Below are 26,498 nucleotides of genomic sequence, written 5' to 3'. Positions count from 1 at the left end.
ACGAGCAGAGACGGAGCCACCCATGTCGCGTCACACCCTGTCCGTGCTGGTCGAGAACAAGCCCGGCGTCCTCACCCGCGTCACCGCGCTGTTCGCCCGCCGGGCGTTCAACATCCACTCCCTGGCCGTCGGGCCCACGGAGCACGAGGAGATCTCGCGCATCACCGTGGTGGTCGACGTCGAGGAGCACCCGCTCGAGCACGTGACGAAGCAGCTGAACAAGCTGATCAACGTCATCAAGATCGTCGAGCTCGACCCCGAGTCGTCCGTGCAGCGCGAGCTCCTGCTCGTCAAGGTGCGGGCCGACCAGGCCACCCGCGCGGGGGTGCTCGAGGTCGTCGACCTCTTCCGCGCCCACGTCGTGGACGTCGTCCCCGACACGGTCGTCATCGAGGCGACCGGCACGGCCGCCAAGCTGTCCGCGCTGCTCGCGGCGCTCGAGCCGTACGGCGTCCGCGAGATCGTGAAGTCCGGCACGCTCGCCGTGGGCCGCGGCTCGCGGTCCATCACCGACCGAGCGCTGGAGCGCGTGCGCACGGCCTGACGCCGTTCGCGTACCGTCATCCCCGCGGGTGACCACATACCGACCTGTAGTGACGAACGCAGTACCGAGAACCGAGGAGCATCACCGTGGCTGAGCTGTTCTACGACGACGACGCCGACCTGTCCATCATCCAGCAGCGCAAGGTCGCGGTCATCGGCTACGGCAGCCAGGGCCACGCGCACGCGCTGAACCTGCGCGACTCGGGCGTCGACGTCCGCGTCGGCCTGCGCGAGGGCTCCGGCTCCGCGAAGAAGGCCGAGGACGAGGGCCTGCGCGTGCTGACCGTCGCCGACGCCGTCAAGGAGGCGGACGTCGTCGTCATCCTCGCGCCGGACCAGGTGCAGCGGCACGTGTACCGCGACGAGATCGCCCCGAACCTCAACGAGGGCGCGGCGCTCGTCTTCGGGCACGGCTTCAACATCCGCTTCGGCTACATCAAGCCCGAGGCCGGCCACGACGTGCTCATGGTCGCCCCCAAGGGACCGGGTCACCTCGTGCGCCGCGAGTACGTCGACGGCCGCGGCGTGCCGGTGATCGTCGCCGTCGAGCAGGACGCGTCGGGCTCCGCCTGGGAGCTGGCCCTGTCGTACGCGAAGGGCATCGGCGGCCTGCGTGCCGGCGGCATCAAGACCACCTTCACCGAGGAGACCGAGACCGACCTGTTCGGCGAGCAGGCCGTGCTGTGCGGCGGTGCCTCGCAGCTGGTCCAGTACGGCTTCGAGACGCTGACCGAGGCGGGCTACCAGCCCGAGGTCGCGTACTTCGAGGTGCTGCACGAACTGAAGCTGATCGTCGACCTCATGGTCGAGGGCGGCATCGCCAAGCAGCGCTGGTCCGTCTCCGACACGGCCGAGTACGGCGACTACGTCTCCGGCCCGCGCGTCATCGACCCGCGCGTCAAGGAGAACATGAAGGCCGTCCTCGCGGACATCCAGAACGGCGCCTTCGCCGAGCGCTTCATCGCGGACCAGGACGCGGGCGCCCCCGAGTTCACCGCGCTGCGCGAGAAGGGCGAGGCGCACCCGATCGAGACCACCGGCCGCGAGCTCCGGAAGATGTTCTCGTGGATCAAGCCCGCTGACTCCGACTACACGGAGGGCAGCGCCGCTCGCTGACCCACACCGTCAGCAGCGACGCGCGCGGCCGTCGTCCCCCACCCGGGGGCGGCGGCCGCACGTGCGTCCGGACGCCCGCGAGCCCGGGTCGCGTCGAGATAGCACCCGTCGTGCCGAGGTAGTCGGGTCGTGCCGAGGTAGTACGAGGAACGGCGAGGTGGTCCGTCCGTCAGCCGAGCAGGCCCGCCCACCCCCGGACGACGTCGACGAGCTCGACGCGGTCGAGCGCGTCCACGTCGGACAACCGGTGCCACGCGACGTCGTCGGTGGTGCCGTCGGACTCCCTGGTGAGCTCGCCGCCGACGACGTGCGCGCGGTAGACGATGCGGATGCCCTGCAGCGCCACCGCGTGGTCGGTGCCGTCCACGACGACGCGGCCCTCGGGCGGGATCACGATGCTGTCGACGCCGAGCAGGCCGTCGAGCGCGACGTCGTACCCGGTCTCCTCCCGCAGCTCGCGGACGGCTGCGTCCTCCGGGTGCTCGCCGGGGTCGATGCCGCCCCCGGGCATGGTCCAGCCCGACCCCACGTCGCTCGACCAGTGGGGGAGGAGGATGCGGTCGCCCTCGACGACCAGGGCGTATGCGGCGACGCGGGTGTCCATGCTGGTCATCCTGGCAGGATGGACCCCATGAGCGACGACGCGAACCCCGGGCTGGATCCCGAGCAGGCCGACAGCATCACGCAGTTCTGGGACGTCGCGCGCCCGAGCGCCGGCCGCACCAGCCACGGCGGTGCCGTGGGAGAGCGGTCCGAGAACGTGGTGCCGCCGCCGGCCTGGGCGTTCGGGGACTCGTCCGAGCTGGCGGACGAGCTGCTGGGCCTCGTCCTCGACGGCGTGAAGACCGGCACCGCCGCCGCGGTCTGGGAGTACGAGGCCGCCGACGAGCCGCTGCCGCGCAAGGGCGACCTGTCGATCGTGCTCGACGGCGAGGGCGCGCCGCGGCTGCTCGTCAGGACCACGCAGGTGGAGACGGTCCCGTTCGACGAGGTCACGGCCGAGCACGCGGCGGCCGAGGGCGAGGGCGACCGGTCGCTGGCCGACTGGCGCGAGGGCCACGAGCGCTACTGGCGCCGTACGCTGCCGCAGATCGGACGCGAGTTCGACCCGTCGATGCCGGTCGTCTGCGAGCGGTTCAAGGTGCTCTACCGCGCCTGACGCCGGCACCGCGGTCCCATGACCAGGGAGGTCACGGCCGCGTCTGTCCAGCACATGAGATTCGTGTCCGCATCATGATTCGACGGGCTTAGGCTCGGCCCATGACGCGGAGCATCGACCTGGCAGTGGTGGCCGGCGACGGCATCGGCACGGAAGTCGTGGAGCAGGGCCTGGCGGTCCTCGAGGCGGCCGTGGCCGGCTCGGACGTGAAGATCTCCACCACCGAGTTCGACCTGGGCGCGCGCCGCTGGCACGCGACGGGCGAGACGCTCACCGATGCCGACCTCGAGGCCATCAAGCAGCACGACGCGATCCTGCTCGGCGCCATCGGCGACCCGAGCGTGCCGTCGGGCGTCCTCGAGCGCGGCCTCCTGCTCAAGCTCCGCTTCTCGCTGGACCACTACGTGAACCTGCGCCCGGGCAAGCTGTACCCCGGCGTGACGAGCCCCCTGGCGAACCCCGGCGACGTCGACTTCGTCGTCGTGCGCGAGGGCACCGAGGGACCGTACGTGGGCAACGGCGGCGCGCTGCGCGTCGGCACCCCGCACGAGATCGCGACCGAGGTGTCCGTCAACACGGCCTTCGGCGTGGAGCGTGTCGTGCGCGACGCCTTCACCCGGGCCCAGGCCCGCCCGCGCAAGCACCTCACGCTGGTGCACAAGCACAACGTGCTGGTCCACGCCGGGCACCTGTGGCGCCGCACCGTCGAGGCGGTCAACGCGGAGTTCCCCGACGTCACCACGGACTACCTGCACGTGGACGCCGCCACGATCTTCCTCACGACGAACCCGTCGCGGTTCGACGTGATCGTCACCGACAACCTGTTCGGCGACATCCTCACGGACCAGGCCGCCGCCATCACCGGCGGCATCGGCCTGGCCGCGTCGGCGAACATCAACCCCGACCGCACCGCGCCGTCCATGTTCGAGCCGGTGCACGGCTCCGCGCCGGACATCGCGGGCCAGGGCAAGGCCGACCCGACCGCCACCGTGCTGTCGGTGTCCCTGCTGCTCGACCACCTCGGACTCGCCGAGGAGAGCAAGCGGGTGGAGGCTGCCGTCGCGGCCGACCTCGTCGAGCGCGGCGACCGAGTACGCACGACGGCCGAGGTCGGGCGCGACCTTGCCGCACGCGTCAACGGCTGACGACAGCCTCACCGTCGTCGCCGGACGGCGCGGCGCCACCCGCGCCGCGCCGTCGGACGTGTCGTCCGAGCCACCGCCCGCCCCGGCCGTCATCCCCCCTGTCGATCACCCGACGTCCCATTCCGTCCGGGTGGCCGCTGTGGTCGGAGCGACGCCGGTGCCCACGAGGTGCACGGTCGTGGAAAACTACAGGGGTCACCCGGTGAAAGGCCCCCGATCATGACCACATCCAGCACCTCTCCGTCCGCCGCCGGCGCTGCGTCGAGCACCGCCTCGACCACCGGCACGCCGGGCATCCTCCCGGCCGAGCTCGAGGACCTCGTCGCCCTGTTCGACGTGCGCGCCACGGACAGCCCCACCCCGGACGCCGACCGTGAGGCCGCGCTGCGGTCCCCGAAGTTCGGCACCGTGTTCACCGACCACATGGCGCGCATCAGCTGGCGCCGGGGCGACGGCTGGCTCGACCGGCGCGTCGAGAAGTACGGCCCGTTGCAGCTCGACCCGGCGACCGCCGTCCTGCACTACGCGCAGGAGATCTTCGAGGGGATGAAGGCGTACCGGCACGCGGACGGCTCCGTCTGGACCTTCCGCCCGGACGCCAACGCGGCGCGGTTCGCGCGCTCGGCGCACCGCCTGGCGCTGCCCGCTCTGCCGGTGGACGACTTCATCGGCTCCATCGCGGCGCTCGTGCGCACCGACATCGACTGGGTCCCCTCCGGCGAGGACTTCAGCCTCTACCTGCGGCCCTTCACGTTCGCGTCGGAGGCGTTCCTCGGGGTGCGTCCCACGAACGAGGCCGAGTACCTCGTCATCGCCTCGCCCGTCGGCCCGTACTTCGCGGGCGGCGTGAAGCCGGTGTCGATCTGGATCGACGAGCACTATCACCGCTCCGGGCCCGGGGGGACGGGCGACGCGAAGTACGGCGGCAACTACGCGGCGAGCCTGCTGCCGCAGCAGCTCGCGGCCGAGAAGGGCTTCGACCAGGTCTGCTACCTCGACGCGACGACCAACACCGCGCTCGAGGAGCTCGGCGGCATGAACGTCTTCGTGGTCATGGCGGACGGCTCGGTGCACACGCCGGAGCTCACCGGCTCGTTCCTCGAGGGCGTGACGCGCTCCTCCATCCTGCAGCTCGCCGCGGACCGCGGGCACCAGGCGGTCGAGCGTCGTCTCCCGCTCGCCGAGGTCGTCGCCGGGCTCCGGGACGGTACCGTGCGCGAGATCTTCGCCTGCGGCACGGCGGCCGTCATCACGCCCGTCGGCCGCCTCGCGGGCGACGAGTTCGACGTGCAGGTCTCGGGCGGGGAGCCGGGCGAGCTCACCATGGCGATCCGCGACGAGCTCACCGACATCCAGTACGGCCGGGCCGCGGACCGGCACGGCTGGATGCGCCGGCTCGCCTGACGGAGGGAGGCCCGTCGCCAGATGGTCACCCCGATCACGGCCGACGAGCTCAACCGGACCACGCTCGCGCGCCAGCAGCTGCTCACCCGCTCCGACGACGACGTCCCCGCCGTCGTCGGGCGGGTGGGCGGCCTGCAGGCGCAGCACGCCGACATGCCGTACGTCGCGCTGTGGGCGCGGCGGGCCGGGCAGACCGTCGGCGCTCTCGAGGAGGCCCTCACCGGCGGCGAGGTCGTCAAGGCGACCGTCATGCGGTCCACCCTGCACGTGGTGCCGAGCGTCGACTGGCCGCTGCTCGACGCCGTCTCCGCGGAGCAGCGGCTGGCGGCGTGGCGCGCGAGCGCCCGGCGGGCGGGCGTCGACCTCGTGGGCCTCAACGCCGCCGTGCGCGGGTTCTGCGCCGAGCCACGCACGCTCGACGAGGTGGAGGAGTTCGCCGGCGAGCAGTACCCGGGCGTCGACGCCGTCGCGGCGATCCCCGGGGGTGTGAGCCGTGCGTGGTGGCGGCTCGCGAGCGCGGGCGGCGGCCTCGTGCACGTGCCGCCGAGCGGCCTGTGGGGCTCCCACGTCGCGGCGCGCTACCAGGACGGGTCGCGGTGGCTCGCCGACCGCGTGCCGCACCCGTTGCCCACGCTCCCTCCGGACGAGGCGCGGGCCCGCGCCGTCGAGAAGTACCTGCGGGCCTTCGGCCCGGCGTCGCCGCGCGACGTCGCGCGGGGCGTCGGCGTCCGCGGCGTCGGGGCGCTGAAGCGTGCGCTCGCGCTCCTGGAGCTGCGGCCGTACGCCGCGCCCGACGGTCGCGAGCTCGTCGACCTGGCCGACGCGGACCTCGTCCCGGCGGACGCGCCGGCGCCGGTGCGGCTGCTGCCGCGCTGGGACCAGCTGCTGGTGGCGCTCGACGAGCGGTCCCGGATCGTCGACCCCGAGCACGCGGGGCTCGTCTACCGGCGCAACGCCGACGTGCTCCCGACCCTCTGGGTGGACGGCCGCGTCGCCGGGACGTGGGCCCTGGACGTGGACGCCCGCCGCGCCACCGTGCACCTCGAGCCCTTCACCGGCGACGCCTGGGCGCACCACCGGTCCGAGCTGGAGGAGGAGGCCGCCTCGCTGCTCGACCTCGCCGCGCCCGACGCGCCCGAGCGCGAGGTCACCTGGTCGGCCGAGCCGGCCGCACGAGAGTCCGGCCGAGCACGCCGTTGAGCATCGCCGAGACGGCGATGCCGACGACGATCCACACGAGGGCGGTCACGACCGCCGAGGCGCCGTCGCCCGAACCGGTGAACGCGAGCGCGGCGAGGATCACGGTGACCAGCGCGACCAGCCAGCCGAAGAACATCCGCGGTCGCGGCACGACCCGCACGAGCAGCTGGAGCACCATGGCCGCGAGCAGGGCGAACAGGGCGCCGGTCAGCGCCCACGCGAGCCCGGGGGCGTCCGGGACGAGGCGGGAGGGGCCGAGCAGCCCGACGTCGAACGCGCTGTCGAAGACGACGGACGCCGCGAGCCCCAGGACGGCGCAGACCACCACGGTCACGGCGGCGCCGGACCAGAAGCGGCCCCGGTCCAGCTCCAGCAGCCCGCGCGACGCCGGGGCCGGGGCGTCCCAGGCGTCCGCGGGCTCCGCCGTCGGCACCACGGACGGGGGCTGGGTGATGCCGCCTGGACTCACATCGCCCGGAGTCACCCCGGGCGTCGGGCCGGTCGGGCCGCCTGGTGGGCGCGTGTCGGTCATCGGTACTGCCTCCTGACCTCGGTGACGAGTGCCAGCCGACCACACCCCGGGTCAGGTCGCACGGGCGGGCCGTCCGGTGCCAGCCGTGGACGCCCTGTCCGGCCGGGGGGCGGGTGTGGCACCATGTGGCCCATGACACGCCTCGCGCACCTGCGTCGCTCGCTCATCATTCGGTAGCGCGTCCGGCACACCCGCCGGACGCGCAGACCTTCCGTACCCCGGGGGGTCTTTTTTGTTGACCAGAACGCCCAGAGCTTCTCGATGCTTCTCGATGTGGGAGTCCCGCATGACCGCCACCCCGTTCCACGTGTACGACACCACCCTGCGCGACGGTGCGCAGCAGGAGGGCATGAACCTCTCCGTGGCGGACAAGCTGGCCATCGCGCCGCTGCTGGACGAGCTGGGCGTCGGCTTCATCGAGGGCGGCTGGCCGGGGGCGGTGCCCAAGGACACGGAGTTCTTCCGGCGCGCGGCCAAGGAGCTCGACCTGAGGAACGCGGTGCTCGCGGCGTTCGGGGCCACCCGCAAGGCGGGCACCCGCGCGTGGGACGACCCGCAGGTGCGCGCCCTGCTCGACTCCGAGGCGCCGGTCGTCACGCTGGTCGCCAAGTCGGACGTGCGGCACGTGGAGCGCGCGCTGCGCACCACGCCCGACGAGGGCCTGGCGATGATCGCCGACACCGTGGCGTTCCTGGTGGGCGAGGGGCGCCGCGTCGTGGTGGACGCCGAGCACTTCTTCGACGGCTACCGGTTCGACCCGGCGTACTCCCTGGCCGCGGCGCAGGCGGCGTTCGAGGCGGGCGCCGAGGTGGTCACGCTGTGCGACACCAACGGCGGCATGCTGCCGCACTGGGTGACCGACGTCGTGAGCGAGGTGCGCGAGTCCCTGGGGCTGCCGCACGGGCGCGACGCCGTCGCAGGGGACCGGCTGCTCGGCATGCACGCCCACAACGACTCGGGCTGCGCGGTCGCGAACACGCTCGCCGCCGTGGCCGCCGGCGCATGGCACGTGCAGGGCACCGTGAACGGCTACGGCGAGCGCACCGGCAACGTCGACCTCGTCACCGTCGTCGCGAACCTCGAGCTCAAGCACGGCCTGCGCACCCTCGTCGGAGGCGGCCTCGAGGACGCGACGCGCATCGCGCACGCCGTCGCCGAGATCACCAACATCTCCCCGTACGCGCGCCAGCCGTACGTCGGGGCCAGCGCGTTCGCCCACAAGGCGGGCCTGCACGCGAGCGCGATCAAGGTCGACCCGGACCTCTACCAGCACATCGACCCCACCGCGGTCGGCAACGACATGCGCATGCTCGTGTCGGACATGGCCGGGCGCGCGTCCATCGAGCTCAAGGGCCGCGAGCTGGGCTACGACCTCAGCGGTCAGGGCGAGCTGCTCACCCGCGTCACGACGCGGGTCAAGGACGCCGAGGCGCAGGGCTACACCTTCGACGCCGCCGACGCCTCCTTCGAGCTGTTGCTGCGCGAGGAGCTCACCGGGACCCGGCAGACGTACTTCCGGGTCGAGAGCTGGCGGACCATCGTCGAGACGGTCGCCGGCGGTCCCGGCCACGACGCGTCGAGCCGCGAGGCCGACGCCGTCGCGGAGGCGACGGTGAAGCTGCACGCCGGCGGGGAGCGCGTCGTCGCGACGGGCGAGGGCAACGGGCCCGTGAACGCCCTCGACCAGGCGCTGCGCAGCGCACTCACCCGCGTGTACCCGCAGATCGAGAAGTTCGAGCTCATCGACTTCAAGGTGCGCATCCTCGATGCCCAGCAGGGCACCGACGCCACCACGCGGGTGCTGGTCGAGACCACGGACGGGCAGCACTCGTGGTCCACGGTGGGCGTGGGCCCGAACGTCATCGAGGCGGCGTGGGAGTCGCTCATCGACGCGTACGTCTACGGCCTCCTGCACGCGGGCGTCGAGCCGCGCTGAGGCGCCGCACCGTCAGCGCGCGCCGCGGCTGCCGTTGGTCAGGCGGTGCGGCCGGACCGCCTCGTACGTCGCCTTGAGGGCGGCGGTGGTGCGGTCGTAGCGACGCTGCGCCACGCGGACGAAGAGGAAGTCGACGACGGCGAGCTGGGCGATGCGGCTCGACATCGCCCCCGAGCGGAACTGGGTCTCGCGCGCCGTCGTCGCCAGCACGACGTCGGCGAGCTCCGCCAGGGGGGACGCCGGGAAGTTCGTGACGGCCACGGTGGTGGCGCCCGCGTCGCGGGCCAGCGTGAGCGCCTGCACGGTCTCCACGGTGGTGCCCGTGTGCGAGACGGCGACGGCGACGCAGCCCTCGCCCAGCAGGGCCGCCGACTGGAGCTGGCCGTGCAGGTCCACGGGGGCGAAGCAGGCGATGCCGATGCGGGTGAGCTTCTGCCCGAGGTCCTGCGCCGTGAGGCCGCTGGACCCCACGCCGTAGACGTCGACGCGCGGGGCGGACGCCACGGCGTCGACGGCGTGCTCCAGCGCGTCGAGGTCGAGCATGCGCGCCGTCTCCTCGATCGTCCGCGCCTCGTGGAACGCGATCTTCGACACGACGTCGGTGGCGGTGTCGGTCCGGTTGATCTCGCCCTCGGCGATGCCGGAGCGCTCCAGCTCGACGGCGCGCCGGCTCGTGGCCTGCGCGAGGTCGATGCGGAACTCGGGGTACCCGGCATAGCCGACGGCCCGGCAGAACCGGACGACCGTCGCCTGCGACGTCCCGGCGCGGGCGGCGAGCTCGGTGATGGTGGCGCCGACGACGCCGGGCGGGTCGTCGAGCACGACCGCGGCGATCCGCGCCTCCGCGGGGCGCAGCGTGGGCAGCGCCTGGCGGAGCCGGACGAGGACGTCACCGTTCATGCGCGGATCTCCTTCCCGGCAGGCGCCGGAGACGGGTGGGTGGTGGCTCGAACCGTGAGCCAGGTGTCGTGGGGTTCCACGAGCTCGCCGTCGCGAGGGTCGACGAGGGAACGGGCGAGGCGCAGCGCGCCGTCGATCGGGCTCCCGTCGGCGGGGACGAGCCGCACGTCGGGGCGCAGGGCGGACAGCCGGGCCTTGAGGGGCGTGGTCACGGGCGCGCCGATCTGCAGGACGCCGCCGGTGACGGCCGCGAGCGGTGGGATCCCGGGGCGCAGCGCGGCGGCGACGCTCTCCGCGAGGTGGGTCCCGGCGTCGTGCAGGATGCCGTTCGCGACGAGGTCGCCCGCCGCGGCGGCGTCGGCGACGGCCGGGGTGAAGGAGGCGAGGACGTGCGCGCGGTCGGGGCGCCCGTACAGGGCGGCGGGCCAGCCCTCGACGGGGCCGAAGCGCTCGAGCGCGGCGGCGAGCAGCGTGGGGGAGGCCGGCCCGGGGCGCCCGTCGTGGGTGGCGACGGCGGCCCGCAGGCCGTGGGCTCCGATCCACGAGCCGGAGCCGAGGTCGCCGAGCAGGTGCCCCCAGCCGTCCGCGCGGTGCCACCGGCGCCGCAGGTCCGTGGCGAGGACGATGGCGCCCGTGCCGACGGCGGCGACGGCACCGGGGCGACCGCCGAGGGCGCCGAGGTGGGCGGCGAGCGCGTCCGCGGCGACCGCCGTGACGGAGGCGCCCGCGGCGTGCAGCACGTCGTGCAGCGCGCCGGGGTCGGGGACGAGAGAGGGGAGTCCGGTGACCGACACGGCGGCCGCGGCGACGCGCAGCCCGGGCCGGCGACCGGCGAGGGTGTCCACCAGCTCGGCCACGACGTCGGCGGCGTCGCTCCCGGCGGTGGTGATGCGGACCGGGCGCCCGCTGAGGGTGATCGCGGTGCCCCCGGCGCCGCCGGGGCCGTGCACGGGCGTGGCGACGAGGCGGGCGCCGCTGCCGCCGACGTCCACGGCGACGACGTGCTCGGGCGCGAGGGGGACGTCGGGGCCGGTCACGGGACCCAGTGTGGCAGCGATTTTCTCTGGTTGGGCACCTCACAAAAAGAATCTCGCCCGAGCCGTCGGCGGACCCTGCGCGCCCGGGTGTGACCGACGCCGCCTCCGCGACGGCCGCTGCGCGGCTACCGTGGAGACGTGCATGGTGAGTACAAGGTTCCCGGTGGCAAGCTCGTGACGGTCGACCTCGACGTGCGCGACGGGTTGCTCGCCGACGTCAGGCTCAGCGGCGACTTCTTCCTCGAGCCCGACGACGCCCTCGAGGTCATCGACGCCACCCTCACCGGGCTGCCGCGCGAGACGTCCACGAGCGAGCTCGCGCGGGCCGTCGACGACGGGCTGCGCATCGCCGAGCAGGACGGCCGTGTGGCGGGCACCGTGACGATGATCGGCTTCGACGCGTGGGCGGTCGCGGTCGCGGTCCGCCGCGCGCTCGGCCTGGCCACCACCTGGGACGACCACACGTTCGAGGTGCTGCGCCCCGGCCCGCTGCCCCCGGCGACCCTCGCCGCCCTGGACCAGGTGCTCACCGAGGAGCTGGCCGAGGGGCGTCGCGGTCCCACGCTGCGGTTCTGGGACTGGAACGAGCGCGCCGTCTTCATCGGCTCGTTCCAGTCGCTGCGCAACGAGGTGGACCCGGCGGGCGTGCGCGAGCACGACGTCACGGTGGTGCGTCGTATCTCCGGCGGCGGCGCCATGTTCATGGAGGCCGGCAACTGCGTGACGTTCTCGCTGGTCGTGCCGGCGTCGCTCGTCGACGGCCTGTCGTTCGAGCAGTCGTACGCGTTCCTCGACTCGTGGGTGCTGGGCGCGCTGCACGACGTCGGCGTCGAGGCCTACTTCTCCGGCATGAACGACGTCGCGTCGCCCGGGGGCAAGCTCGCGGGCTCGGCGCAGAAGCGGCTGGCGGGCGGCGCGGTGCTGCACCACATGACGATGGCGTACGACATCGACAACGCGAAGATGCTCGAGGTGCTGCGCATCGGCCGCGAGAAGCTCTCCGACAAGGGCACCACCAGCGCCAACAAGCGGGTGGACCCCCTGCGCTCGCAGACCGGCATGTCGCGCGACGAGATCGTCGACGCGTTCGAGGCGCACTTCAGGGCCCACCACCGGACGGTGGGCTCCGAGCTGCGACCCGACGAGCTGGCGCGGGCCGAGGAGCTGGTCCGGACGAAGTTCGCCGACCCGGCCTGGATCAACCGAGTGCCCTGAGCGACCTCGCGGGCACCCCCGCGCACCGCCCCCGCACCGACCGCGACGCGCCGACGAGGTCACCGTCCCGTCACGAATTGGTGCGGGGGCTTTCGTTATCCGCGTTCGGTCAGTAATCTCCCTCACAGCGCGATGCTCGGGAACTTCCTTTCAGGGCCGGGGTGTCGCCCGCACGACAGCGATCACCTCAGGGATCACCTCAGGGATCACCTCAGGGATCACCTCAGGGATCACCTCAGGATCAGCACAGCGATCAGCAAGGCAGCGAGACGACGACGTCACGCCGGACGACGAGGACGTCGGCAGGACATGACCGCGAGAACGGCGCGCGACCGCGACAACGGCGGCGCCGCGCACCAAGGAGGGCGGCCCAGCGGCCGCCGGGGGAGGACGACGATGCGTCGAGACATGTGGACCCGCAGGAACGTGGGGGCCGTGGCCACCGCGGCGCTGGTGGCGCTCGGCGTCGCCGCGTGCGGCAGCGGCGGCGGCTCCGGCGACGGGGGCGGGGACGGGACGGTCGACGGCGAGGGCAAGACCCTCGACGTCTGGATCATGCAGGGCACGAACCCCAGCGCCGACGCCTTCTTCGACGAGGTCGGCACCGCGTTCAAGGAGGAGACGGGCGCGGAGCTGAACGTCGAGTTCGTCGAGTGGGCGGACGCCCACGACCGCTTCGTCACCTCGATCGCGGGCGCCACCACGCCCGACGTGGCGGAGACCGGCACCACCTGGACGCCGGAGTTCGCCGACGCCGGCGCGCTCGCGCCGCTGGACGACTACGTGGCGGAGGCCGGCCTGGGCGACGACCTGGTGGACGGCCTCGTCGAGGCGGGCACGTACGACGGGCAGCTGTACGGCATGCCCTGGTACGCCGGCGTCCGCTCGCTGGTGTACAACACGGAGATCTTCGAGGAGGCCGGCGTCGAGCCGCCCACGACCTGGGCGGAGATCGAGTCGGCGGCCAAGGCCATCAAGGAGAAGTTCCCGAAGAAGACCGCGATCGCGGTACCGGGCGACGCCGAGTTCACGGTGTACCCGTGGGTGTGGGGCGCCGGCGGCGACGTCGCGACGCTCGACGGCGACACCTGGACGTCGGGGCTCGACAGCCCCGAGTCGCAGGAGGGCCTGAGCTTCTGGACCGGGCTCGCCGCGGACGGCTACTCGTCGGCGGGCGCCACCACCTGGCGCGAGACCGACGTGCTCGACGCCTTCGCCCAGGGCGACGTCGGCATGGCGATCATGGGCTCCTGGACGCCCGGCGCCATCGTCGAGGCGAACAAGGACATGGACGGCAAGTTCGCCGCCGTCCCGATCCCCGGCAAGGACGGCGGGATGTCGCCGTCGGTGCTCGGCGGCTCGCACCTGTCCGTGTTCGAGACGGCCGAGGACAAGGACCTCGCGTTCGCGTTCGTGGAGCTCATGACGACGGGTGAGTTCGCCACGAAGTGGGGCGAGCAGGCCGGCTACTTCCCGGGGCAGAAGTCGCTCCTGGACGAGACGCTGAAGAGCACCGACCCGCTCGTGGCCCCGTTCGCGCAGCAGTTCGTCGAGGGCGGCGCGTCCGTGCCGGTGTCGCCGAACTTCGGGGCCGTGCAGGCCAAGCTCACGACGAGCACGATGATGCAGTCGATCCTCTCCGGGAGCGAGGACGTCCCGACCGCCAGCAAGAAGGCGGCCGAGGAGATGACGTCGCTGCTCAACGGTGGCAGCTGACGCATGACGAGCACCCTCCCCGTCGCGGTCCCCGCCGGGCCCGGGCAGCAGCCCGGGCCCGGCGGGCGCCGCCCGCTCGGCAAGTCGCTCCTCGCGCGGGTGCGGCCGTGGATGCTGCTGACGCCCGCGCTGCTCGTGCTGGCGGTGCTGCTCCTGTGGCCGCTGGTGCGGGTCGGGCTGTTCTCCCTGCAGGACTACGGGCTGCGCGAGATCGTCTCCGGCGAGCCCAACTGGATCGGCCTCGGCAACTACGTCGAGGTGTTCACCTCCGAGCAGCTGTGGGCCGTGGTGCTGCCGAACACGGTGGTCTTCGCCGTGCTGTCGGTGGCGTTCACGGTGGTCTTCGGAACCGCCGTGGCCGTGCTGCTCGCCTCGCTCGGCCGCGTCTGGCGGACCATCGTGTCCAGCGCGATCATGGCGGCCTGGGCGATGCCCGCCGTCACCGGCACGTACGTGTGGGTCTGGATCTTCGACGCCGACCGCGGCGTGTTCAACCACGTGCTGCAGTCCCTCGGGCTGCAGGACGCGCCCGTCAACTGGTTCACCGACCGCTGGTCGTTCTACGCGATCGTGCTGCTCAACGTGGTGCACCACGGCTTCCCCTTCGTCGCCATCACCGTGCTCGCGGGCCTGCTCGGCGTGCCGAAGGAGCTGCTGGAGGCCGCGGAGATCGACGGCGCCGGCGCCTGGCGGCGGTTCTTCTCGGTGATCGTGCCGCAGCTCAAGCAGATCTTCGCGGTCGTGATCATCCTGTCGACCATCTGGGACTTCAAGGTCTTCGCGCAGGTCTACCTCATGCCCGGCGGCGCCGGCAGCAACCGCGAGGTGCTCAACCTCGGCGTGTGGTCGTACACCGAGTCGTTCGGCCAGAACCGGTACGGCTTCGGCTCCGCGATCGCGGTGCTGCTGACCCTGCTGCTGCTCGCCATCACCGTCGTGTACGTCCGCACGATCCTGAAGGAGGAGGAGCTGTGAGCCGGCCGACGACCGCGACGCGGGTGGGCAAGGGGGTGGCCGTCGCGCTGCTCCTGGCGTTCACCCTCTTCCCGGCCTACTGGATGCTCGTCAGCGCGTTCGACGGGAAGGCGGGGCGCGGGTCGTCCTTCGTGCCCGCCGACCCGACGCTCGAGCACTTCGAGTTCGTGCTCACCGACGGCGGCTTCGACGTCTTCCTGCGCAACTCCCTGCTCGTGGCGCTCGGGACGGTGCTGATCTCGTCGCTGCTCGCCCTGCTGGCGTCGGTGGCCGTGGCGCGCTTCCGCTTCAAGCTCCGCACCCAGGTGCTCATGCTCGTGCTGATCGTGCAGATGGTGCCGCTCGAGGCGCTCGTCATCCCGTTGTTCGTGCAGGTGCGCAACCTCGACCTGCTCGGCACGCTGACCGGCCTGGTCGTGGTGTACGTCGCCCTCGCGCTGCCCTTCGGCATCTGGATGCTGCGCGGCTTCGTCGCCGCCGTGCCGGTGGAGCTGGAGGAGGCCGCCTACCTCGACGGCGCCACCTGGGGCCGGATGTTCCGGTCCATCCTGCTGCCGCTGGTCGCGCCCGGCCTGGTGGCCACGAGCATCTTCAGCTTCATCACGGCGTGGAACGAGTTCGTCTTCGCGATGACGCTGCTCGGCGGCGAGACGCAGAACTACACGGTGGCCATCGGGCTGCGCTCGTTCTTCGGGCAGCACTCCAACGACTGGGGCGCCATCATGGCGGCCTCGACCATCATCACCGTGCCCGTGATGGTCTTCTTCATCCTCGTCCAGCGCCGGCTCGCGTCGGGGTTGACCTCCGGGGCGGTGAAGGGGTGACCGGGCACGGCGCCGCGGCCGGCGCCGGCGCGGTCCGGCGGGCCGTGCACGGCGTGCTGCTGCCCGGCTTCACCGGCACGACGCCGCCCGCCTGGCTCCTCGACGCGGCGCGCGACGGGCTCGCCGGGGTGGTGCTGTTCGCGCACAACACGCCGGACCTGGCCACGACGGCCGCGCTCACGGCGCGCCTGCACGACGCCGCGCCCGACCTGGTCGTCGCGACGGACGAGGAGGGCGGCGACGTGTCGCGGCTCGAGGCCGCGACCGGCTCGTCGCTGCCCGGCGCCGCGGCGCTCGGCGTGGTGGACGACGTGCGGCTCACCGGGGACGCGGGCGAGGCGCTGGGCCGCCTGCTCGCGGCCGTTGGCGTCGACCTCGACCTCGCGCCGGTGCTCGACGTCGACACCCCCGGCAACCCGGTCATCGGGGTGCGGGCGTTCGGCACCGACCCGGAGGCGGTCGCGCGGCACGGTGTCGCGTTCGCCCGCGGCCTGCAGCGCGGCGGCGTCGGCACCTGTGCCAAGCACTTCCCGGGCCACGGGTCCACGACCGTCGACTCCCACCTCGCGCTGCCCGTCGTCGAGGCCGACCTCGACACCCTGCGCGGGCGCGACCTCGTGCCGTTCGCGGCGGCCCTCGCCGACGGTGGCACCGACGACGGGCACGCTGCCGACGCGCTCATGACGGCGCACGTCGTGGTGCCCGCGCTCGGGCCCGCGCCGGCCTCCCTCGAGCCGGCCGTCGCGGCGCTGGCCCGGGAGCTCGGCCACCCCGGACCGATCGTCACCGACGCCCTCGACATGCGCGCCGTCTCCGACGGCGCGGAGGTCGGAGAGACCGCTGTCCGCGCGGTCGAGGGCGGCGCGGACCTGCTGTGCCTGGGCACGACGACGGGGCGGGACGACGAGGCGCTGTTCCGCTCCGCGGTCGACGCCCTCGTGGCCGCGGTCGGCGCCGGCCGGGTGACCCTGGACCGGCTCGCGGCCTCCGGACGACGCACGGACGCCCTGGTGCGCCGGCTGCGCGCCCGGCAGGCCTCCGCGGGTGCCGTCGTCGGCGCCGCGGAGGCGGCACGGGCGCAGGAGGCGCTCGCGGAGGTGGGCGCCGAGGCAGCCCGGCGCGCGGTGCGCGCCGTCGGCCCGCACCCCGCGCTCGGGAGCGCACCCGACGTCGTCGACCTGCGGCTCCGCCTCGACCACGCGGCCGGGCGCACCGCGCAGCACGTGCAGCGCGCCGTCGCCGCCCGCTGGCCCCACGCCGTCGTGCACCCCGCCCTGGACGACGACGGGTTCGCCGCGCTGCTGCGCGGGCTGCCGGGCGGCGCCCGGCCGCTCGTCGTCGTGACCCGCGAACCGGTCCCCGGCGGGGCCGAGCACGCGCGCCTGGCGCGGCTGCAGCGGGCGCGCCCGGATCTCGTCGTCGTGCACACGGGCGTGCCGGCCGCGGGGGAGCGGTGGCTCGCCGCGCTCCCGGGCGGGCTGCCCGCGACCGTCCTGGCCTGCGGCACCGGCCGGGCCAACGCCGAGGCCGCCGTGGCTCTCCTCGCCGGAGAGCTCGCGCCCGAACCCACGGAGGTGGCGCGATGATCGTCATCGGCATCTCGTCCGGCACCAGCGTCGACGCGATCGACGCGGCGGCCGCGGACCTCGACCTGCGCCCCGACGGCACGCTGTCGCTGCGCCCGCTCGGCCACGCCGAGTACGCCTGGCCCGACCACCTGCGCCGGCGCATCCTCGCGGCGCTGCCGCCCGCCACCGCGGACCTGGGCGAGGTGTGCCAGCTCGACACGCTCGTCGGGCAGGAGCTCGGCGCCGCCGCCCGGCGCGCCGTCGACGACCTCGCGGGGGGCGACGCCGACCTCGTGGCGTCGCACGGGCAGACGCTGCACCACTGGGTGGTGGCGGGTCGCGCGCGCGGCACGCTGCAGCTCGGCAACCCGGCCTGGATCGCGGAGCGGACCCGACGGCCCGTGGTCAACGACTTCCGGGTCGCCGACGTCGCCGCCGGCGGGCAGGGTGCGCCGCTGGTGAGCGTGCTCGACGCGCTCTGGCTCGGGCACGACGGGCCCTCCGGCACGCGGTACACCGCGGCGCTCAACGTGGGCGGCATCGCCAACGTGACCGTCGTCGGCGCGCACGACGAGCCCGTGCTCGGCTGGGACACCGGGCCCGGCAACTGCCTGCTCGACGCCGCGGTGCAGCGGCTCACCGGGCAGCCGTTCGACCGCGACGGGGAGCTCGCCGCCCGCGGCGTCGTCGACCCCGAGGCGCTCGACGCGCTGCTCGACGAGCCGTACTACGCCCTGCCCGTGCCGCGGTCCACCGGCCGCGAGCTCTACGACGGGGAGTACGTGGCGACGCGCCTCGCCGCCGCGGGGGTGCGGGCCGACCGGCTCAGCATCCCCGACCTGGTCGCCACGCTCACCGAGCTCACCGCGGCCACCGTGGCGCGGTCCCTCGCCGACCACGCACCGGGCGGGGGAGTCGAGCGGGTCGTGATCTCCGGCGGCGGGGCCCGCAACCCGGTGCTCCGCGACCGCCTGCGCGCGCTGCTCCCGGCCGGGACCAGCCTCGTGACGGCGGACGACCTCGGGCTGCCGGCGGACGGCAAGGAGGCGTACCTCTTCGCGCTGCTCGGCTTCCTCGGCGTGCACGGGGTGCCGGGCACCGCACCCGGCCCGCACCGGCGGCAGGCCACCGGCGCCCGCCGACCGGTGGTGCTGGGGTCGCTCACCCCGCCGACCCCGCTGCCCGTGGATGTCGTCCGCGGCCCGGTGCGGCGCCTCGCGCTCACCACGGCACCGAGCGGGGCCGCGCCCCGCGACCCGGCGCCGGGCGTCCCGACCACTGCGCGCGACCTGACGAGAGGAAGCACCCGATGAGCGGAGCGACCGTGCCCGACCCTGCCGTGCCTCCGGACGCGGGCCCCCCGGACGACGTGCTCGACGTCGCGCGCCTCGTCTCGCCGACGGAGGAGCGCAACCCGCGCACCACCGACATCGACCTGCTCCCGCCCGCCGACGTCGTGCGCCTCATCATGGACGAGGACGCGGGCGTCGCCAGCGTGGTGCGCGCCGAGCGGTTCCGCGTCACGCAGGCCGTGGAGCTGGCGGTCGAGGCGATCCGGGCGGGTGGGCGCGTGCACTACGCGGGCGCGGGGACGTCGGGACGTCTCGGCGTGCTGGACGCGGTGGAGCTGCTGCCGACGTACGGCGTCGGCCCCGAGTGGTTCGACGCGCACCTCGCCGGCGGGCCCGACGCGATGACCGTCTCGGTGGAGGGCGCGGAGGACGACGCCGAGGCCGGCCGGCGCGACCTGGACCACGTGGGCCCGCACGACCTCGTCGTCGGGCTCGCTGCCAGCGGCCGCACGCCCTACGTCGGCGGCGCGCTCGACCTGGCCCGCGAGCGGGGGGCGCGCACCGCGCTCGTCAGCGCCAACCCGGCCGCGCCCCTGGCCGACCGGGCCGACGTCGCGATCCTGCTCGACACGGGGCCCGAGGCCGTCACCGGCTCGACGCGGATGAAGGCCGCCACCGCGCAGAAGATCGTGCTCAACACGTTCTCGACCGCCACGATGATCCGGCTCGGCAAGACGTACTCGAACCTCATGGTCGACGTCCGCGCGTCCAACGCCAAGCTCCGCGCCCGGCTCGTGCGGCTGCTGAGCCAGGCGACCGGGCTCGCGCCCGAGGTCTGTGCGCCGGTGCTCGCCGACGCCGGCGGGGAGGTCCAGGTCGCCCTGGTCATGCTGCTGGCCGGGGTCGACGCCGAGCCTGCCCGTGCCGCCCTGGACGGCGGCGACGGCGTCCGCGGCGCGCTCGCCCGTCTCGGGGCCGCACCGCCGAGGTAGCGCCGAAGCCCGGGAGGAGGACGAGACGGGCCGAGGTGCTACCTCGTGGGGGTGGGGCGGGCGCCGAAGACGGCGGTCCCGACGCGCACCACGGTCGCGCCCTCGGCGACGGCGAGCTCGAGGTCGCCGGTCATGCCCATGGAGAGCTCGCGGGCCTCGGCGGTCCCCGGCGCGCCGCTCGCGAGGACGGCGTCGCGGACCGCGCGCAGCCGGGCGAAGCCGGCCCGCACGAGCGCTTCGTCGCGATGCTCGCCCAGGCGCGCGCCGATCGTCATGAACCCCGTCAGCCGCAGTCCCGGCAGCGCGGCGACGTCGACGGCGAGCGCCGCCGCGTCGTCCGGCGCGACGCCGGACTTGCTCTCCTCTCCGGAGACGTTGACCTGCACCAGGACGTCGAGCGTGCGGCCGTCGCGCGCGCACCGCGTCGACAGGGCGCGGGCCAGGGCGGGGGAGTCCACCGAGTCGACGGCGGTGGCGACGCCGAGCACCTGGTTGACCTTGTTCTTCTGCAGGTGGCCGATGAGGTGCGCCTCGACGCGCCCCGCGGCGACGAGGTCCGCCAGCGCGGGGGCCTTCGCGACGAGCTCCTGGACGCGGTTCTCGCCGACCAGCACCGGCCGGTCGTCGCCCGCCGCGTCGGCGAGGTCGAGCGCGGCCCGCACCCCCGCGAGCACGGTCTCGGCGTCCTGGGTCTTGGTGGCCAGCAGGACGCGGACCTCCCGCGGGTCGCGCCCCGCCGCGCGGGCGGCGGCCGCGACGCGGTCGTGGACGGCGGCCAGGCGTGCGGGGATCCCGGGACAGTCGGTGGGCATGGTGGCCAGTCTACGAACGTCGCACCGGACCAGGGTCGCGTCAGGGGGTTCCCGGGTGGTGCCGCGCTCGCGCGACAGGCGAGGATGGACGGGTGAAAGCCCTGCTCAACATCATCTGGCTCGTCTTCGGCGGCTTCTGGCTCGCGCTCGGCTACGCCGCGGCGGGCATCCTGTGCTGCATCACGGTCGTCGCGATCCCGTGGGGCATCGCCTCGTTCCGGATCGCGGGCTACGCGCTGTGGCCGTTCGGCCGCACGGTCGTCGACAAGCCGGGCGCCGGCGGCTGGTCGGTGCTGGGCAACATCATCTGGATCGTCTTCGCCGGCATCTGGCTCACCATCGGGCACATCACGACGGCGGTCGCCCAGGCGATCACGATCATCGGCATCCCGCTGGCGATCGCCAACCTCAAGATGATCCCGATCTCGCTGCTGCCGCTCGGCAAGGACATCGTGCCCAGCGACGCCCGGTACCCGACCTACCAGCACTGACCGAGCCGACGGGCACCGCCCTCACGGGCGCGCGATCGGCGCCGCCGTCCCGCCCGTGAGGCGCAGCAGGTCGTCGGGGGCGAGGGAGACGTCCAGCCCGCGCCGCCCGCCGGAGACGTAGACGACGTCGAAGCCCGCCGCGGACCCGTCGAGCACGGTCGGGTGCCGCTGCTTCTGCCCGATCGGCGAGATGCCGCCCACCACGTAGCCCGTGGCGCGCTGCGCCGCGGCCGGGTCCGCCATCGCGGCCCGCTTGCCGCCGACCGCGCGGGCGAGCGCCTTGAGGTCGAGGCTGCCGTCCACCGGCACGATGCCGACGACCAGGCGGCCGTCGACGTCCGCCAGGAGCGTCTTGAAGACCTGCGCCGGGTCGGCGCCGAGCGCCTCGGCGGCCTCCAGGCCGTAGCTCAGGTCGGACGCCGGGTCGTGGTCGTAGGTGTGCAGCCCGTAGGCGACGCCGGCGCGGTCGAGCGCGACGACGGCGGGCGTCCCGTGCGAGGCGTGGGTCTTCTTCTTCGGCACGCTGCCGATTGTGCCCTGAGGAGCCCCGGTACGGTGGAGCGGTGCTCCTCCTCCTCGTCCTCGCGATCCTGGTGGGAGGGGCTCTCCAACGGGTCACGGGGATGGGCTTCGGCCTCGTGGCGGGCCCGTTCATCGTGCTCCTGGTCGGCCCGCTCGAGGGCGTGCTGTTCGTCAACCTGGCCGGCTCGATCGCGTCCGCGCTCATCCTGGGGCGCGTCGCGCGGGACGTGGACTGGCGGCGCTACGCCTGGCTGGCCGTCACGTCGGTCGTCGTCATGGTGCCCGCGGCCCTGCTGCTGCGCGACGCGAGCCGCGCGGCGCTCGAGGTCGCCGTCGGGGCCCTCGTGATCGTCGCGATGACGCTGGCCGTCGTCACGACCCGGCTGCGGCGCGGCGGCCGCCACCCGGTGCGGCCCGAGTCCCGCACGCCGCTGGTCGTCACCGGCGTCGCGAGCGGCGTGGGGAGCGTGGCCGCCGGCATCGGCGGTCCACCGGTGGCGATCTACTCCGTGCTCAGCGGCTGGGACCCGCGCGGCTTCGCCGCCACGGCGCAGCCCTTCTTCGCGACCAACGCGCTCGCCGCGCTCATCGCGAAGCTCACGCTCACCGACGCGTCCTTCCCGCCCTTCGCGGCGTGGCAGTGGCTCGTCGTCCTGGTGGCGATCGTGGCGGGGCTCGTCGTCGGCGACTGGCTCACGCCGCGCCTCCCCGCGGCGACCGTCCGGCGCGGCCTGATCGTGCTCGCGTACGTCGGCGGTGCCGCGACCCTGGCCCAGGGGCTCGCGGACCTGGGCTGAGGCGGCGGGTTCAGAGAGGCCGGTCGCCCTCGTCCCGGTGCGGGGCGTCCGCGGGGCCGTCCGCGCGGTGCTCGGGCGCGTGCCGCCCGGGCGTACCGGGGTCGTCCCCGCCTCGGTCGGGGTCCAGCTCGTCCGCGCGGCGCAGGCGGTCGTCGACGTCGGCCCGGCGCTCGTCGAGGCTCGCGTCGCGGCGCCGGGCCTCCTCCTGCAGGCGCGCCGCCTCGGCGGCCTTCTGGTCGGCCTCGGCCTGGGACATCCTGGCCTCGGCGTCGAGCTTCGCGGACGCCGCCTCGCGCTCCTGCACCGCGATCCGGTCGTGCTCCGCCTCGCGGCGCAGCTCGGCAGCCTCGTCGCGCCGTTCCTCGCGCCGGCGCGCCTCGGCGGCCCGCGACCGGCGGGCGAGGGCCACGGCGACGAGCACGAGCAGCAGCACGACGACGACGGCGACGACGATCCAGACGATGGTCGTGGTGTCCACGGCGGGCTCCTGACGTCGGGGGAGCCGGGGTCGGCCCCCTGCGTCGATCACACGGCCGACCCCGGTTGCTTGCAACCGACGCGGTCGGCTCAGATCCGCCCGACGTCCACCACGGTGAGCGACACGGCCCCGGCCTCGTCGCTGGCGGCCAGGTCGACGACGGCGGTGATCGCCCAGTCGTGGTCGCCGTCGGCGTCGTCGAGCACCTGCCGCACCCACCACGTGCCCGCGGGCACCTCGGCGACCTCGACGCCGTCGCGCGTGGTCGTCGTCGCGCCGCCGGGCAGCTCGGCGCCCGGTTCGAGGATCGTCAGCAGGCCCGCCGCGCGGGCGGCGGGGCCGATGCCGACCGCGTCGTCGCCCTGCGCGTCGAACAGCGGGTCGAGGGCGGTCGCCCACGCGTCGCCGTCCCAGCCGTGCCCGGCGTCGAGCGCCCCGAGCGCGTCGTAGTCCTCGCGGGCGGCGAGCTCGACGCGGCGGAAGGTCGCGTTGCGCACCAGGCGGCGGAAGGCGCGCGGGTTGCCGGTCACAGGGCGCGCGGGCGCCTCCGCGCCCGCCTCGGCGAGCTCGCCCTCGACGACGGTGTCGGCGTCGTCGTCGACCGGGTTCTGCAGCCGCTCCCACTCGTCCAGCAGCGACGAGTCGACGCCGCGCACCAGCTCGCCGAGCCACTCGACGACCTCCTGCACCTCCTCGGTGCGGTGCTCCTCGGGCACCACCTGGCGCAGCGCGCGGTAGGCGTCGGCGAGGTAGCGCAGCACGACGCCCTCGGTGCGCTCCAGCCCGTACACGCTGACCAGCTCGGCGAAGGTCATGGCCTGCTCGAGCATGTCGCGCACCACGGACTTGGGGGCGAGCTCGGCGTCGGCCACCCACGGGTTCGACCGCTTGTAGGTGGCGAACGCGGGCTCGAGCAGGTCGGCGAGCGGCCGCGGCCACGTGACGTCCTCGAGCGCCTCCATGCGCTCCTCGTACTCCATGCCCTCGGCCTTCATCGCCGCGACGGCCTCGCCCTTCGCCTTGCTCTGCTGGGCGTACAGGATCTGGCGCGGGTCGTCGAGGGTCGCCTCGATGACCGAGACGACGTCGAGCACGTGGGTGGGGCTCTCGACGTCGAGCAGGTCCATCGCCGCGAGGGCGAACGGCGACAGCGGCGCGTTGAGCGCGAAGTCGCGCGGCAGGTCGACGACGAGCCGCACGCTGGGCCGGTACCCGGCCGGCCGCGACGGGTCGGGCACGCGGACCTTCTCCACGACGCCCGCGACGCGCAGGGACCGGTAGATGCGGAACGTCTGGCGCACGTGCTTGGCCTGCTGCGCCTCGGTGTCGTGGTTGGCGACCAGCAGGTGGCGCATGGCCTCGACGGGGTCGCCGTCCGAGCCCGAGGAGTCCCGTGCCAGCACGTTGAGCACCATCGCGTGGTTGACGTGGAACTGGCTCGTCAGGGGCTCGGGGTCGGCGTCGCGCAGCCGCTCGAACGTGGAGTCCGTCCAGTTCACGGTGCCGGTGGGGGCCTTCTTGCGCACCACCTTCTTGAGCTTCTTCGGGTCGTCGCCCGCCTTGGCGAGCAGCTTGCGGTTCTCGATGACGTGCTCGGGCGCCATGACGAGCACCTCGCCCACGGTGTCGAAGCCCGCGCGCCCGGCCCGGCCGGCGATCTGGTGGAACTCGCGCGCGGTGAGGTGGCGCATGCGCTCGCCGTCGTACTTCACCAGCGACGTCATGAGGACCGTGCGGATGGGCACGTTGATGCCGACGCCGAGCGTGTCGGTGCCGCACACCACCTTGAGCAGGCCGCGCTGCGTGAGCCGCTCCACGAGGCGGCGGTACTTCGGCAGCATGCCCGCGTGGTGCACGCCGACGCCGGCGCGCAGGAACTTGCTCAGCGTCTTGCCGAAGCCGGTGCCGAACCGGAACGCGCCGATCTCGGCCGCGATCGCGGCCTTCTCGTCCTTGGACGCGAGGTTCGTGGACAGCAGCGCCTGCGCGCGCTCGACGGCGTCCTTCTGCGTGAAGTGCACGACGTAGACGGGGGCGCGGTGCGTCGTGACGAGCTCGGCGATGACGTCCGTCAGCGGCTCGACGACGTAGGAGAACGTCAGCGGCACCGGCCGCTCGGCGCCCGCGACCTCCGCGACGGGGCGGCCGCTGCGCTCGGCGAGGTCCTCCCGGAGCCGGGCCGTGTCGCCGAGGGTGGCCGACATCAGCAGGAACTGCGTGCGCGGCAGCTCCAGCAGCGGCACCTGCCACGCCCGGCCGCGCTGCCGGTCGCCGTAGAAGTGGAACTCGTCCATGACGACCTGGGCGATGGCGTCGTCGCCGGACGTGCCGTCCGCGCCGACACCGTCGTCGTCGGCCCCGCGCCGCAGCGCCAGGTTCGCGAGGATCTCCGCGGTGCAGCAGATGATCGGGGCGTCGGCGTTGACGGCGGAGTCGCCGGTCATCATGCCCACGTTGCGCGACCCGAACGCGGCGACGAGGTCGAAGAACTTCTCGCTCACGAGCGCCTTGAGCGGCGCGGTGTAGAACGTGCGGCCGCCGCGGCCCGACCGACGGTTCGCGAGCGCCGCGAACTGCGCCCCCATCGCCACCATCGACTTGCCGGAGCCGGTCGGGGTGGCCAGCACCACGTGCGAGCCCGTCATGAGCTCGAGGAGCGCCTCCTCCTGGTGGGGGTACAGCGGCCGGCCGGTGCCGGCGGCCCACTCGCCGAACCCCTCGAAGAGGACGTCGGGGTCCGGCGCGCCACCCGTCGGGGCGGGCAGGTACGGCAGCAGCGTGCCGGCGGGGCGGGGGGCGGGGTCGTTCGAGGTCGGGGAGGTCATCGCCGACCATTCTTCCAGGCCGTGCCGTGCGCAACGAGCGTGCCGGGACGCTCCCCGTCCGAACCGGACGAGGGCATCCCGGCACGCTCGAGGCGTCGGGTGGGTCAGCAGGCGCCGAGGTCGGTCCAGACCGCCCACTGGCCGGCCGAGGAGGACGGGGTGTCGCCCTGGGTCCACCACTTGGCCTGGTAGGTGCGGCCGTCGTGGGAGACCTGGGTGCCGCCCGTGTACGCGGACGACGGGTTCCAGGCGGGGGCCTCGCAGTCACCGGGCTCGGTGGGCGGGTCCGTGGGGTCCGGGCCGGGCCCCCCGGTGCCGCCCACGTTCACGTCGACGCACGCGTAGAACGCGTTGGCGGTGTCCGCGATGTTCCAGCGGGCGAGGATCGTGTGGTTGCCTTGCGGCAGGTTCTCGAGCGTGTGCGTGACGGTCGCCCCGGGCTGCCGGCCGCCGTCGTCGACGGTCTTGACCAGCGTGCCGTCGACGAAGTACTCCCACGTCGAGGTGGCGTGGCGGGCGGTGAGCTTCCACTGCATCGACACGCTGCTGCCGATCGTGGTGCGCGGCCACGGCTTGGAGCCGTCGTCGAGGACGGCGAAGCCGCTGCCGCCGGAGCACTGCATCGAGCCCTTCGGGGCCTCGACGCTCTGGGGCTCGTACTGGACGCCGCCGCAGTCGAAGGACACGGTGCGCGTGGCGCAGTGGTCCTGGCGGCTCGGCGGGCTGGTGATCCAGCCGTGTGCCGACGCGCTGGGCGCGACGGCGAGCGGCGCCGCGACGGTCAGGATCCCGACCGCTGCGGCGAGCAGGGCGGAGCGAAGCGTGGTCTTGCGACGCGTGGTCTTCATCGACTCGTCTCCCTCGTTGGTGCTCGGAGGTGCTCAGGTGTTGCTCCGTGGGTGGTGCGGGTCTGGCGGTGGGGGGGGGGGGGGGGGGCCCCCCCCCCCGGCCGGGGGGGGGGGGGGGGGGCCGGGGGGCCGGGGGGGCCCACCCCCCCCCGGGCCGCCGCCGGCCACCGG

25 protein-coding genes are annotated in these 26,498 nt (G+C 74.2%); 16 read left to right on the top strand and 9 right to left on the bottom strand.

The genetic code is table 11. From position 1 onward, the window contains the following. The first annotated feature begins 22 nt into the window (after nucleotides 1–22). Complete coding sequence (gene ilvN / locus ACFQ8E_RS09655; RefSeq protein WP_430550344.1) at nucleotides 23–544, top strand: acetolactate synthase small subunit; 522 nt, start codon at nucleotides 23–25, stop codon at nucleotides 542–544. A gap of 86 nt (nucleotides 545–630) precedes the next feature. Continuing rightward, nucleotides 631–1,659 (top strand): ketol-acid reductoisomerase, encoded by a 1,029-nt coding sequence (gene ilvC / locus ACFQ8E_RS09650; protein WP_429763836.1) that lies wholly within the window; start codon nucleotides 631–633, stop codon nucleotides 1,657–1,659. Between the two features lie 169 nt (nucleotides 1,660–1,828). Here the strand turns inward: ilvC and ACFQ8E_RS09645 are convergent, their stop codons facing one another. Next, nucleotides 1,829–2,263 (bottom strand): NUDIX hydrolase, encoded by a 435-nt coding sequence (locus ACFQ8E_RS09645; RefSeq protein ID WP_430550385.1) that lies wholly within the window; start codon nucleotides 2,261–2,263, stop codon nucleotides 1,829–1,831. 27 nt (nucleotides 2,264–2,290) lie between these two features. On the opposite strand from ACFQ8E_RS09645, the gene ACFQ8E_RS09640 reads away from it, so the two are divergent. The 4 genes from ACFQ8E_RS09640 (at nucleotide 2,291) to ACFQ8E_RS09625 (ending at nucleotide 6,567) form a co-directional block, all read left to right on the top strand. Continuing rightward, the gene (locus tag ACFQ8E_RS09640) at nucleotides 2,291–2,818 is read left to right on the top strand and encodes an ASCH domain-containing protein (RefSeq protein WP_430550343.1); all 528 of its coding nucleotides are present in this window, start codon (nucleotides 2,291–2,293) and stop codon (nucleotides 2,816–2,818) included. A 101-nt stretch (nucleotides 2,819–2,919) separates the two neighbouring features. Next, nucleotides 2,920–3,963, top strand: coding sequence for a 3-isopropylmalate dehydrogenase (locus tag ACFQ8E_RS09635; protein WP_430550342.1), 1,044 nt, complete (start codon nucleotides 2,920–2,922; stop codon nucleotides 3,961–3,963). A gap of 216 nt (nucleotides 3,964–4,179) precedes the next feature. Then, complete coding sequence (locus ACFQ8E_RS09630) at nucleotides 4,180–5,367, top strand: branched-chain amino acid aminotransferase (RefSeq protein ID WP_430550384.1); 1,188 nt, start codon at nucleotides 4,180–4,182, stop codon at nucleotides 5,365–5,367. A gap of 21 nt (nucleotides 5,368–5,388) precedes the next feature. Further along, nucleotides 5,389–6,567 (top strand): winged helix DNA-binding domain-containing protein, encoded by a 1,179-nt coding sequence (locus ACFQ8E_RS09625; RefSeq protein WP_430550341.1) that lies wholly within the window; start codon nucleotides 5,389–5,391, stop codon nucleotides 6,565–6,567. Here ACFQ8E_RS09625 and ACFQ8E_RS09620 read toward each other — a convergent pair. Next, nucleotides 6,515–7,003 carry a DUF6069 family protein gene (locus ACFQ8E_RS09620; RefSeq protein WP_430550340.1) on the bottom strand — a complete coding sequence of 163 codons (489 nt, stop codon included), beginning with the start codon at nucleotides 7,001–7,003 and terminating at the stop codon, nucleotides 6,515–6,517. The two genes, ACFQ8E_RS09625 and ACFQ8E_RS09620, sit on opposite strands and share 53 nt — an antisense overlap. A 382-nt stretch (nucleotides 7,004–7,385) precedes the next feature. On the opposite strand from ACFQ8E_RS09620, the gene cimA reads away from it, so the two are divergent. Beyond that, nucleotides 7,386–9,035 (top strand): citramalate synthase, encoded by a 1,650-nt coding sequence (gene cimA, locus ACFQ8E_RS09615; RefSeq protein WP_430550339.1) that lies wholly within the window; start codon nucleotides 7,386–7,388, stop codon nucleotides 9,033–9,035. 12 nt (nucleotides 9,036–9,047) lie between these two features. Here cimA and ACFQ8E_RS09610 read toward each other — a convergent pair whose 3' ends face one another. Next, entirely contained in the window at nucleotides 9,048–9,935 is an 888-nt protein-coding gene (locus tag ACFQ8E_RS09610) for a MurR/RpiR family transcriptional regulator (RefSeq protein ID WP_430550338.1), read from the bottom strand. After that, a complete protein-coding gene (locus tag ACFQ8E_RS09605) occupies nucleotides 9,932–10,972 on the bottom strand; it encodes an N-acetylglucosamine kinase (protein WP_430550337.1) in 1,041 nt (346 codons plus the stop codon). The genes ACFQ8E_RS09610 and ACFQ8E_RS09605 overlap by 4 nt, the downstream gene beginning before the upstream one ends. A 138-nt stretch (nucleotides 10,973–11,110) precedes the next feature. Here ACFQ8E_RS09605 and ACFQ8E_RS09600 point away from each other — a divergent pair, with 138 nt between their 5' ends. The 7 genes from ACFQ8E_RS09600 to murQ all read left to right on the top strand — a co-directional run bounded on the left by ACFQ8E_RS09600 (nucleotide 11,111) and on the right by murQ (nucleotide 19,554). Further along, complete coding sequence (locus tag ACFQ8E_RS09600; RefSeq protein WP_430550336.1) at nucleotides 11,111–12,187, top strand: lipoate--protein ligase family protein; 1,077 nt, start codon at nucleotides 11,111–11,113, stop codon at nucleotides 12,185–12,187. Nucleotides 12,188–12,595: 408 nt separating this feature from the next. Continuing rightward, nucleotides 12,596–13,903: a sugar ABC transporter substrate-binding protein gene (locus ACFQ8E_RS09595; protein WP_430550335.1), complete on the top strand. Its 1,308-nt coding sequence runs from the start codon at nucleotides 12,596–12,598 to the stop codon at nucleotides 13,901–13,903. A 3-nt stretch (nucleotides 13,904–13,906) separates the two neighbouring features. Beyond that, nucleotides 13,907–14,878 (top strand): carbohydrate ABC transporter permease, encoded by a 972-nt coding sequence (locus ACFQ8E_RS09590; RefSeq protein WP_430550334.1) that lies wholly within the window; start codon nucleotides 13,907–13,909, stop codon nucleotides 14,876–14,878. After that, nucleotides 14,875–15,702 carry a carbohydrate ABC transporter permease gene (locus ACFQ8E_RS09585; RefSeq protein WP_430550333.1) on the top strand — a complete coding sequence of 276 codons (828 nt, stop codon included), beginning with the start codon at nucleotides 14,875–14,877 and terminating at the stop codon, nucleotides 15,700–15,702. Before ACFQ8E_RS09590 ends, ACFQ8E_RS09585 begins: the two co-directional genes overlap by 4 nt. Then, the gene (locus ACFQ8E_RS09580; RefSeq protein WP_430550332.1) at nucleotides 15,699–17,288 is read left to right on the top strand and encodes a glycoside hydrolase family 3 N-terminal domain-containing protein; all 1,590 of its coding nucleotides are present in this window, start codon (nucleotides 15,699–15,701) and stop codon (nucleotides 17,286–17,288) included. The genes ACFQ8E_RS09585 and ACFQ8E_RS09580 overlap by 4 nt, the downstream gene beginning before the upstream one ends. Then, nucleotides 17,285–18,583 (top strand): anhydro-N-acetylmuramic acid kinase, encoded by a 1,299-nt coding sequence (locus ACFQ8E_RS09575; protein ID WP_430550331.1) that lies wholly within the window; start codon nucleotides 17,285–17,287, stop codon nucleotides 18,581–18,583. The genes ACFQ8E_RS09580 and ACFQ8E_RS09575 overlap by 4 nt, the downstream gene beginning before the upstream one ends. Next, nucleotides 18,580–19,554 (top strand): N-acetylmuramic acid 6-phosphate etherase, encoded by a 975-nt coding sequence (murQ, locus tag ACFQ8E_RS09570; RefSeq protein WP_430550330.1) that lies wholly within the window; start codon nucleotides 18,580–18,582, stop codon nucleotides 19,552–19,554. Before ACFQ8E_RS09575 ends, murQ begins: the two co-directional genes overlap by 4 nt. Before the next feature lie 38 nt (nucleotides 19,555–19,592). Here murQ and ACFQ8E_RS09565 read toward each other — a convergent pair whose 3' ends face one another. After that, entirely contained in the window at nucleotides 19,593–20,366 is a 774-nt protein-coding gene (locus ACFQ8E_RS09565; RefSeq protein WP_430550329.1) for a YggS family pyridoxal phosphate-dependent enzyme, read from the bottom strand. A gap of 92 nt (nucleotides 20,367–20,458) precedes the next feature. On the opposite strand from ACFQ8E_RS09565, the gene ACFQ8E_RS09560 reads away from it, so the two are divergent. Next, on the top strand, nucleotides 20,459–20,857 hold the full coding sequence (locus tag ACFQ8E_RS09560) for a YccF domain-containing protein (RefSeq protein ID WP_430550328.1): 399 nt from the start codon (nucleotides 20,459–20,461) through the stop codon (nucleotides 20,855–20,857). 21 nt (nucleotides 20,858–20,878) lie between these two features. On the opposite strand, the gene ybaK is transcribed toward ACFQ8E_RS09560, so the two are convergent. Further along, nucleotides 20,879–21,379: a Cys-tRNA(Pro) deacylase gene (gene ybaK, locus ACFQ8E_RS09555; protein ID WP_430550327.1), complete on the bottom strand. Its 501-nt coding sequence runs from the start codon at nucleotides 21,377–21,379 to the stop codon at nucleotides 20,879–20,881. Nucleotides 21,380–21,420: 41 nt separating this feature from the next. Here ybaK and ACFQ8E_RS09550 point away from each other — a divergent pair, with 41 nt between their 5' ends. Then, entirely contained in the window at nucleotides 21,421–22,176 is a 756-nt protein-coding gene (locus ACFQ8E_RS09550; protein WP_430550326.1) for a sulfite exporter TauE/SafE family protein, read from the top strand. Nucleotides 22,177–22,186: 10 nt separating this feature from the next. Here the strand turns inward: ACFQ8E_RS09550 and ACFQ8E_RS09545 are convergent, their stop codons facing one another. From ACFQ8E_RS09545 to ACFQ8E_RS09535, 3 genes are all read right to left on the bottom strand, one after another. Further along, nucleotides 22,187–22,654, bottom strand: coding sequence for a hypothetical protein (locus ACFQ8E_RS09545; RefSeq protein WP_430550325.1), 468 nt, complete (start codon nucleotides 22,652–22,654; stop codon nucleotides 22,187–22,189). Nucleotides 22,655–22,743: 89 nt separating this feature from the next. Beyond that, nucleotides 22,744–25,479, bottom strand: coding sequence for a DEAD/DEAH box helicase (locus ACFQ8E_RS09540; RefSeq protein ID WP_430550324.1), 2,736 nt, complete (start codon nucleotides 25,477–25,479; stop codon nucleotides 22,744–22,746). 104 nt (nucleotides 25,480–25,583) lie between these two features. After that, entirely contained in the window at nucleotides 25,584–26,327 is a 744-nt protein-coding gene (locus ACFQ8E_RS09535; RefSeq protein WP_430550323.1) for a lytic polysaccharide monooxygenase, read from the bottom strand. Between the last annotated feature and the right edge of the window lie 171 nt (nucleotides 26,328–26,498).

It is taken from the genome of Isoptericola sp. NPDC056573 (genome assembly GCF_042793335.1).
Taxonomy (GTDB): Bacteria; Actinomycetota; Actinomycetes; order Actinomycetales; family Cellulomonadaceae; genus Isoptericola.
The sequence above is the reverse complement of the archived record's forward strand: the minus strand, read 5'-3'. Positions and strand labels throughout refer to the sequence as shown.